Origin of the sequence: Salinicola halophyticus (genome assembly GCF_003206695.1) — a bacterium.
In the GTDB taxonomy this organism is placed as follows: Bacteria; Pseudomonadota; Gammaproteobacteria; order Pseudomonadales; family Halomonadaceae; genus Salinicola; species Salinicola halophyticus.
Genome location: NZ_PZJN01000002.1, coordinates 109436 through 117474, shown reverse-complemented (window position 1 = coordinate 117474; position 8039 = coordinate 109436). Strand labels below are relative to the sequence as shown.

The window sequence follows — 8039 nt, the reverse complement described above, 5'->3', positions numbered from 1 at the left end:
AGCGCCCCGAAGCCGGCGCAGTCGTAGCTCGTGTCGTATTGCCGAGCGCAGCCCGTTTCAGCCCTCGTAGCGCTTGAAGATCGCGCTGGCGTTGACACCGCCGAACCCGAAGGCATTGCAGATGGCGTGCTCCATCGGCATCTTGCGCGACTCGCCGTGGACCACGTCCAGGTCCGCTGCCAGCGGGTCGGGGTCGGTGTAATTGCGGGTCAGCGGCGCGATCTGATCGCGCAGCGCCATCAACGTGAAGATCGCCTCGACGCCGCCTGCGGCACCCAGCAGGTGACCGGTGGTGGCCTTGGTCGCACTGATTGCCGGCGAATGGTCGCCGAACAGCCGATGAATGGCGGCGAGTTCGCCCCGGTCGCCGACCGGCGTCGAGGTCGCGTGCGCATTGAGATGCTGAATCTCGCCCGCGTCCAGCCCGGCCTGACGCAGCGCAATCTCCATCGCGCGCGCCGCGCCGGAGCCATCCTCGGGGCCTGCTGTCATGTGATAGGCGTCTGAAGTCGTACCGTAGCCAACCAGCTCGGCGATGGGCGTCGCACCGCGTGCCAGGGCGTGTTCGAGCGTCTCGATCACGATCAGCCCGGCGCCCTCGCCCATCACGAAGCCATCTCGACCCTGATCGAACGGCCGCGAGGCCTGTTCCGGGGTGTCGTTGAAGTGACTGGAGAGCGCCTTGGCGGCGGCGAAGCCGCCCAGGCTGACGCGATCGATACACGCCTCGCTGCCGCCGCAAAGCGCCACGTCGGCTTCACCGGCGTGAATCATGCGCGCGGCGTCGCCGATCGCCTGCAGGCCGGCGGCACACGCGGTGACCGGCGCGCCGAGCGGGCCCTTGAAGCCATGGCGGATCGAGACCTGGCCACAGGCGAGGTTTGCCAGAAACGAAGGGATAGTGAACGGCGACAGCCGTCGCGGCCCGCGGCTATCGACCGTGCGCACCGCATCGGCAATGGCGGGGAAGCCGCCGATGCCCGAGCCGATCAGAGTCGCCGTACGCTCCTTCTCGGCTTCGGTCTGCGGGAACCAGTTGGCCTGGGCCAGCGCTTCTTCCGCCGCCGCCACCGCCATCTGGATGAAGCGGTCCATCTTGCGCCGCTCCTTGGGATCCATGGTCGCGTCGGGATCGAAACCGGCGCTGTCGTCCGCGATGGCCGGCACCGGGCCACCCACGCCGACGGCCAGGCCTTCGACGGTCTCGGCCGGCAATTGGCGTAGCCCGGAGGCGCCAGACAGCAGACGCTGCCATACCGTCTCGATACCGCATCCCAGCGGCGAGAGGATTCCCATACCTGTCACTACGATACGTCGCATGACGATGTCCTTTCAGTCATTGATCGAATCACTCGCGGTGCGAGTCTGGCGCCAGTCGGACGCCGCCTCCACCGTCGAGTCGGAAGAAGTCCTGCGCTCGAACGCTTCACGCATGCGCTCGACTCGCGCGTGAACCGCCGGTGTCGCGTCGGGTCCCGGCGCCATACGCACGTCCCCGGGCGCCAACGGCCGCTGCTGGAGGCGGTCGTAGACAATCGGATCGACGGGCTGTTGCGACCGTCGGTCGATCAGATAGAAACCGTTGGCTTCTATCGGCAGATGGCGCTCGCCCCAGCGGTAAAGCATCAGAATGACCGGCGCGAGATCGTGCCCCTTGGCGGTCAGATGATATTCATGGCGCGGTGGATGCTGCTGGTAGCAGCGTCTTTCCAGAAGCTCGCTGGCAACCATACGGTCCAGGCGCCGCGTCAGCATGCTGGACGCGATGCCCAGCCCGCGCTGGAATTCGTCGAAGCGCCGGGCTCCCTGCATGGCGTCACGCAGGATCAGCAGCGTCCAGCTGTCGCCGACACACTCCAGCGCGCGGGCCACGGGACAAAGAGCGGAAATATCGTGAGTCACTTTCATTATGGAAGCGACTTTACCGAATTTCCCAGTCCAAGGGAACGCCTGCGAAGGGACCTCCGTTCACGAATGGCCTGCGTCAATGTCCATCATCTTCTTGGCTACGCAGCGCCAGTCGCATGCGCAGACGCGCCAGCCACTCGCCATGACGCTCGACACGATCCTCGCCCAGTGTTTCCCAGCCCCGGGCGATCAGCGATGGCGCCAGCACCAGACTCGCTTCGATCGATACCTCCCGGTGGCCGGCGTCCCGCAAGGCATCGACCGACAGCGACAGCAGGCGCGAGCCCAGACCCTGTCGGGCCACCGAAGGCCAGACGTAGAGCGTTTCGATACGCCCGGCGGTCATGTCGCGTTCGCAGAAGCCGACACAGTGACCGTCGCATTCCGCGACCAGCGTCGCATAGATGGCCTGGCGAGCCATCCAGGCCTCGGCGGTTCGCGGCAGCGCCATCGACCAGGCTTGGCGCTGGGCAAGGTTATACTGGCGGGCCGCCCCTTCCATGATCGCGTGATGGAACACCTCGGCCTGATCCGGCGCGTCCTTGGGCAGCGCCTGACGGAAACGGGTCCGCTCGAGCATCGCGTCCTCTCCCGGATCGACGGCCGCGGCGCCGTTCTGTCACGCCGCCATGCCGTCGACCAACTTTTCGAAACGTGGAAACCGCAGGGCGATATCACTCGCCGTGGCAATCAGGTCCGGCGACTGCGCGTTGCTCAACGTCAGTACCAGGAAGTCGGGTTCGGGGCCGATATCCAGCCAGTGCGGCAGACCCGCGGGCACCGAGATCAGATCTCCCCGATCACAGCCGACGACGTAGACGCGACCGTTGAGATGGAAGTAGAAAATGGCCTGGCCTCGCAGGAACAGGTGCCAGCTCTCCTCGTCGTTCGAGGACTCGGTGCACAGCAGCTCGCGCCTGAGCGCCAGATCGGGATATTGCGGGCTCATGCCGCGCAGGTCGCAGTATCGGCGTCCGCTCAGCTGCTGGATCTCGGTCGCGGTTTCATTGTTCAACATCACCAGTTGCTGCTGCTGAATGCCAACCGGCACCTCCACCAGCTCACGCCGATCGAAATAGACTTCGATCGAACTCAGCTCCAGCGAGATGCGATAGGCGTCATGGGTGGTCAGCAGCGGCTGGTCGCTATCCGCTTCGTGATAAACGTGCAGGAAACTCATCCAACACCTCTCCTTGGTATCATGCGAGTTTTCGAATTGCCTTCGTGCCCTCGTGAGAGCGCTCATGCAGTATGGCACCGTTATGAAATTTCACCTCTGGAACCGATTTCACGATGCGAGCGCCCAGACTTCCTTCCTCTGCGACCGATGACGCTTTCACGCTGGAGGCGATCGGGCATGTCGCCAGCGATTATCCCGACAAGTTCGGAATTCCGCGGCAACCCGGGCTGGCGCCGTCTGCCCGCGCCATTCTCTACCTGGCAGCGCCGTTCGATGATCCCCTCGCGGTCGAGGGCCTGGAAGCGGTCACCCATCTGTGGCTGACCTTCGTCTTCGATCGCAGCCCGCAGAGCTGGACGCCAAGGGTGCGGCCGCCACGGCTAGGGGGCAATCAGCGTATCGGCGTCTTCGCCAGTCGCAGCACTCATCGCCCCAACCGACTCGGTCTGTCGCTGGTCGAGCTGGTCGATGTGGAATGCACGCCAAAACCCTCGCTGGCACAGGCCCCGATTGTTGGCTCTCGCCTCGCCGAGCAGCGGAGCCGGGTCAAGCTTCACCTGCGGGGACACGATCTCTGCGATGCCACGCCCGTCATCGACATCAAACCGTACCTGCCATGGGCCGAGTCTCGTCCCGATGCCGACGCCGGTTTCGCCCCCGCGCCACCGCCCCGGCATCGCGTCACGTTCAGCCTCGCGGCGAACGACGCCCTCCAGCGGCACGACGATGGCCAGTCGCTGGCCCGGCTGATCGACGAGGTGCTGGCACAGGATCCGCGCCCTGCCTATCACGGCGGCGCGTCTTCACCGTCTAACCGGGACGACACCGCGAGGTGCTATGGCGTGTTCCTGCGTGACGTCAACGTGCGCTTTCGTGTCAGGGACCGTGACGGTGAAACCGAAATCCACGTGGAGGCGATCGAACCACGCTGACCGACTCAGCGCAGTGGTCGCTCGAGCACCAGACTGGCGGGCTGACCGGGGGTGTCTTCCAGCGTACCGACTTCGCCGAATCCCAGTTTGCGCAGGACGTGCAACGACTTTTCGTGCTGCGGGCGAACCAGGCCATACAGTGCCTCGACTGCCAGGCGCTCTGTCGCGAAGTCTATTGCGCCCTGCCCCATCTCGGTGGCATAGCCTTTTCCCCACACGGCGGGGGAGAATCGATATCCCAGATTGACGATCCAGCCCCAGCCCTCTTCTTCCGCCCAGCCAAGACCGCCAAATCCGATGACGATCCCCGGCTTCGCCTTTTCCTCGATCGCCCAAACCCCAAAGCCATGGTTTTCCCAGTGTTCCCTCCAGCGATTCAACACCTGCATCGAGACCGAAGCATCGGCGTGCGGGCCGGCCGGATTGAACCGGTTGGTTTCAGGGTCGCCGTAGATGGCGAAAAGTCGCGTTGCGTCTGCAATATCCGGCTGTCTCAACGTCAGCCGATCGGTTGCGTAGTGCTTCATGGCCTACCCTTTGATTGACGTATCGATGACTGGCGCGCCGCTGCCATCGATCTCCGGCACTGGTCAGCGAGTACCGATCCCGCTAGGCTGGCGAGCTTCGATGAATGACGGGAGTGTGTTGATGAGAGTGCCTTCGCTGCGACAGTCGCTGATTCCCTTTTGCCTGTCCGCCCTGACCCTGTTCTCCTTGCCGGCTCTCGCCGATGCCGATCATCCGCACGTGCGTCTGGAGACGAGCCAGGGCGACATCGAGGTCGAGCTCGATCCCGAGGCGGCACCCAAGACGGTGGCGAACTTCCTGCGCTATGTCGATGAAGACTTCTACGCCGGTACGATCTTCCACCGTGTCATGCAGGACTTCATGATCCAGGGCGGCGGCATGACGGCGGATCTCGAGCAGAAAGAGACCCATGCGCCGATTGCGCTGGAGAAGAGCGGCATCGACAACACCCGCGGCACCCTTGCCATGGCACGTACCGCCAACCCGGATTCGGCGACCAGTCAGTTCTTCATCAATCTGGTCGACAACGGCGCGTTGAACTACCGCGATCTCTACAACCCGGGCTACACGGTATTCGGTCATGTGGTCTCGGGCATGGACGTCGTCGACAAGATTGCCGGTACACCCACCGGACGCCAGGGGCCGCACGCCGACGTGCCCAGGAGCCCGATCACTATCGAGGGCGCCGAGCGCATCGACTGAACCGATCGGCGCGCTGACTATCGGCACGCTGACTATCGGTGCTCTTAATATCGGTATTCTTGGTATCGGTGCTCTTGGTATCAGACTCGGTACGCTCTACGTGAAGCGCCCCCGGATAGCCAGGCTATCGGGGGCGCTTCGTCGTCCGTGGCTTCGAAGAGGCCGGATCGATCAGAAAGTCATGCCGAGACGGCGCCCCACCTCTTCATAAGCTTCGATCACGCCGCCCAATCCCTGGCGGAAGCGGTCCTTGTCCAGCTTCTCCCGGGTCTCGGCGTCCCACAGCCGGCAACCGTCCGGCGAGAACTCGTCGCCCAGCACGATCTCGCCGTCGAAGACGCCGAACTCGAGCTTGTAATCGACCAGCAGCATGCCGCCATCGAGAAACAGCTGCTTGAGCACGTCATTGACCTGGAACGTCAGCGATTTCATGGTCGAAAGCTGCGCGGGCGTCGCCCAGCCGAAGGTTTCGGCCAGCGACTCGTTGATCATCGGGTCGCCCTTGTCGTCGTTTTTCAGAAACAGTTCGAAAGTCGGCGGATTCAGGGCGATACCCTCCTCGACGCCGAGACGGCGGACCAGGCCACCGGCGGCGAGATTGCGCACCACGCACTCGACCGGGATCATCTCCATCTTCTTGACCACGCATTCCGTGTCGGACAGCAGCTGCTCGAAATGAGTGGGGATGCCCGCCGCCTGGAGCTTCTCCATAATGAAGGCGTTGAACTTGTTGTTGACCAGCCCCTTGCGCTCGAGCGCTTCCTTCTTCTTGCCGTCGAAGGCGCTGGTGTCGTCGCGAAAATGCAGGACAAGCCGCTGCGGGTCGTCGCTCAGATAGACCGACTTGGCCTTGCCGGCATAGAGAAGATCGCGTTTTTGCATGGGGCTGTCTCCGCGTCGCGGCCCTTCGGGGCAGCAGGTTCGTGAGGTTTAGGGGTGAGGCAGGGTGTGGTGGCTGGACGGTTTGATGACAACGTCATGCCACCTGCTGCCAGTCGATGCCGCGATCCTGGGCCGAGACCAGCAGTCGAGATTCATCACCGTCGAGCAGCGGCACCAGCGCCTCCAGCACCCGCTCGGGGTGATTATTTTGCGCCGACAGGTGCGAGCAGACAATCCGCTGCAGCCGATCGAGTCCCAACTGACGCAACAGATCTGCCGCTTGACCGTTGGCCAGATGACCCCAGCGACCGGCGACGCGGCGCTTCAAATGGGGCGGATACGGACCTTCGGCCAGCATCCGCGGGTCGTGATTGCATTCGAGAAACAGCGCATCGCAGCCGCTGAAGGCATCGACCACGTGCGACGTCGGATGGCCGAGATCGGTCAGCACGCCGAGACGCCGGCCGTGGGCCCGAAAACAGAACTGGATCGGCTCCCGGGCGTCGTGGGGAACGGTGACCGGATCGATCTCCAGCCCGCCGATGGCGAAACGCCCCTGCGGCACCAGCAAATGATGGCTGGGGACGTCGCCCAGCTTGCCTGAAAGCCAGCTGCCGGCGCTGAGATAGACCGGCAGCTGATGACGCCGGGCGAGCGCGCCGACACCGGTGATGTGATCGCTGTGCTCGTGAGTCACCAGTACGGCCGTCAACTGGCGCGGATGGACACCGAGCCGCGCGAGACGTCGTTCCGCCTCGCGCATCCCGAACCCGCAGTCCACCAGCACCAGGGTCTCGCCGTCGCTGACCAGCGTCGCGTTGCCCTTGCTGCCGCTGCCCAGCGAGGCGAAGCTCAGTCCGGGTCCAGAGCCGGGCCCCGGTGAGCTCGACCCTGGTGAGCCGAGCCCGGCTGACGCATGCAAGCCGGGCGTGGAACGCGACGACATCAGCGCAACGTGGACGCGATCGCGTCGAGCAGCTCCCGTGCCGCAGCCGACGCCACCGGCTGACCCTCGGCATCGGCAACCGTTACCACGGAGTTGCCGGCGGTCGAGTCGAGCTGCAGGCGATAGTGTTCGGGTTTCGGATCGCTGCCGAACCAGTCGAACCAACCACCGCCTTCGGCGTTCAGCGGGAGATAGTCGACGAAGAACTGACCGGCACTGCGATTCTGATCGGTGAGCGTCAGGCGATCATCGTCGAAACCGTTCTGCAGCTGATAATAGAGCTCGGACCAGGCGCGCTCGCTATCCAGCGCCAGATCGAGCTCCCAGCCGCCGTCACGATTGCGCAGCTTGACCCGTTCGCTCTGATCGAGTGGCTGCGCGGCCAGCGACACGCCGCTGTCCGCCGTATAGTTATTCTCGAGATAGGCCTGGACCGAACTCAGGCACTGGGCGCTGCTGCCGATATCGCAACGCACTTCGCTGGTACCGCTACGCAGGCCCTGACGCAGACTCAAGCTGCCCTGCGCCGTCTCGATGCGACCACTGCCGGCGTTGATCGCGGTCGGCTGGACGCCGTGATCGACGGCAAACCCTTGCAGCCGCGGCCAGACGCTGGCCGGCGCGGCGTCGACCAGCAGCCAGCGCTCGCTCCCCGCCTCGCGCATCTCGACATAGGCCTGCTCGTCGCCCTGGCCTGAAGCCAACGGCTGCGGGCGCGGCGCATCATCCACCGCATCCGCCGCCGAAAAGTCGCTGTCGGCCTGGGGAACCGGCATCGAGTCCTGATAGAGAACCCGATTGCGTGAAGCCGGTAGATCCAGCGGCTTGGCCATCTTGGCGTTCTGGTACTCGTCGTTGCGGTCGTAGTAGTAACCGTCCTGAAACAGACCGCAGCCGGACAGGGCCAGCGACGAGCACAACATTAGAGGCATCCATTTGAGGATGGGCTTCATGCATCCAC

Annotated in this window: 10 protein-coding genes; 2 read left to right on the top strand and 8 right to left on the bottom strand. The window is 64.3% G+C overall.

The genetic code is table 11. The features are described from left to right. Window positions 1-57: 57 nt before the first annotated feature. From fabF to DOM58_RS02115, 4 genes are all read right to left on the bottom strand, one after another. On the bottom strand, window positions 58-1320 hold the full coding sequence (fabF, locus tag DOM58_RS02130; protein ID WP_110691594.1) for a beta-ketoacyl-ACP synthase II: 1263 nt from the start codon (window positions 1318-1320) through the stop codon (window positions 58-60). A 12-nt stretch (window positions 1321-1332) separates the two neighbouring features. Next, window positions 1333-1908, bottom strand: coding sequence for a winged helix-turn-helix transcriptional regulator (locus DOM58_RS02125; protein WP_110691593.1), 576 nt, complete (start codon window positions 1906-1908; stop codon window positions 1333-1335). Window positions 1909-1984: 76 nt separating this feature from the next. Continuing rightward, on the bottom strand, window positions 1985-2488 hold the full coding sequence (locus DOM58_RS02120; protein WP_110691592.1) for a GNAT family N-acetyltransferase: 504 nt from the start codon (window positions 2486-2488) through the stop codon (window positions 1985-1987). 39 nt (window positions 2489-2527) lie between these two features. After that, complete coding sequence (locus tag DOM58_RS02115; RefSeq protein WP_157957473.1) at window positions 2528-3088, bottom strand: cupin; 561 nt, start codon at window positions 3086-3088, stop codon at window positions 2528-2530. A gap of 113 nt (window positions 3089-3201) precedes the next feature. Between DOM58_RS02115 and tsaA the strand changes: the two genes are divergently transcribed. After that, window positions 3202-4020: a tRNA (N6-threonylcarbamoyladenosine(37)-N6)-methyltransferase TrmO gene (gene tsaA, locus DOM58_RS02110; protein WP_110691590.1), complete on the top strand. Its 819-nt coding sequence runs from the start codon at window positions 3202-3204 to the stop codon at window positions 4018-4020. 5 nt (window positions 4021-4025) lie between these two features. Here the strand turns inward: tsaA and DOM58_RS02105 are convergent, their stop codons facing one another. After that, window positions 4026-4547, bottom strand: coding sequence for a GNAT family N-acetyltransferase (locus DOM58_RS02105; RefSeq protein ID WP_110691589.1), 522 nt, complete (start codon window positions 4545-4547; stop codon window positions 4026-4028). A 121-nt stretch (window positions 4548-4668) separates the two neighbouring features. Here DOM58_RS02105 and DOM58_RS02100 point away from each other — a divergent pair, with 121 nt between their 5' ends. Beyond that, window positions 4669-5250, top strand: coding sequence for a peptidylprolyl isomerase (locus DOM58_RS02100; RefSeq protein WP_223162120.1), 582 nt, complete (start codon window positions 4669-4671; stop codon window positions 5248-5250). A gap of 171 nt (window positions 5251-5421) precedes the next feature. Here DOM58_RS02100 and purC read toward each other — a convergent pair whose 3' ends face one another. From purC to bamC, 3 genes are all read right to left on the bottom strand, one after another. Further along, the gene (gene purC, locus DOM58_RS02095) at window positions 5422-6132 is read right to left on the bottom strand and encodes a phosphoribosylaminoimidazolesuccinocarboxamide synthase (RefSeq protein ID WP_075563705.1); all 711 of its coding nucleotides are present in this window, start codon (window positions 6130-6132) and stop codon (window positions 5422-5424) included. 94 nt (window positions 6133-6226) lie between these two features. Beyond that, window positions 6227-6988 carry an MBL fold metallo-hydrolase gene (locus DOM58_RS02090; RefSeq protein WP_245392114.1) on the bottom strand — a complete coding sequence of 254 codons (762 nt, stop codon included), beginning with the start codon at window positions 6986-6988 and terminating at the stop codon, window positions 6227-6229. Window positions 6989-7077: 89 nt separating this feature from the next. After that, on the bottom strand, window positions 7078-8031 hold the full coding sequence (bamC, locus tag DOM58_RS02085; RefSeq protein ID WP_110691586.1) for an outer membrane protein assembly factor BamC: 954 nt from the start codon (window positions 8029-8031) through the stop codon (window positions 7078-7080). Window positions 8032-8039 lie beyond the last annotated feature (8 nt).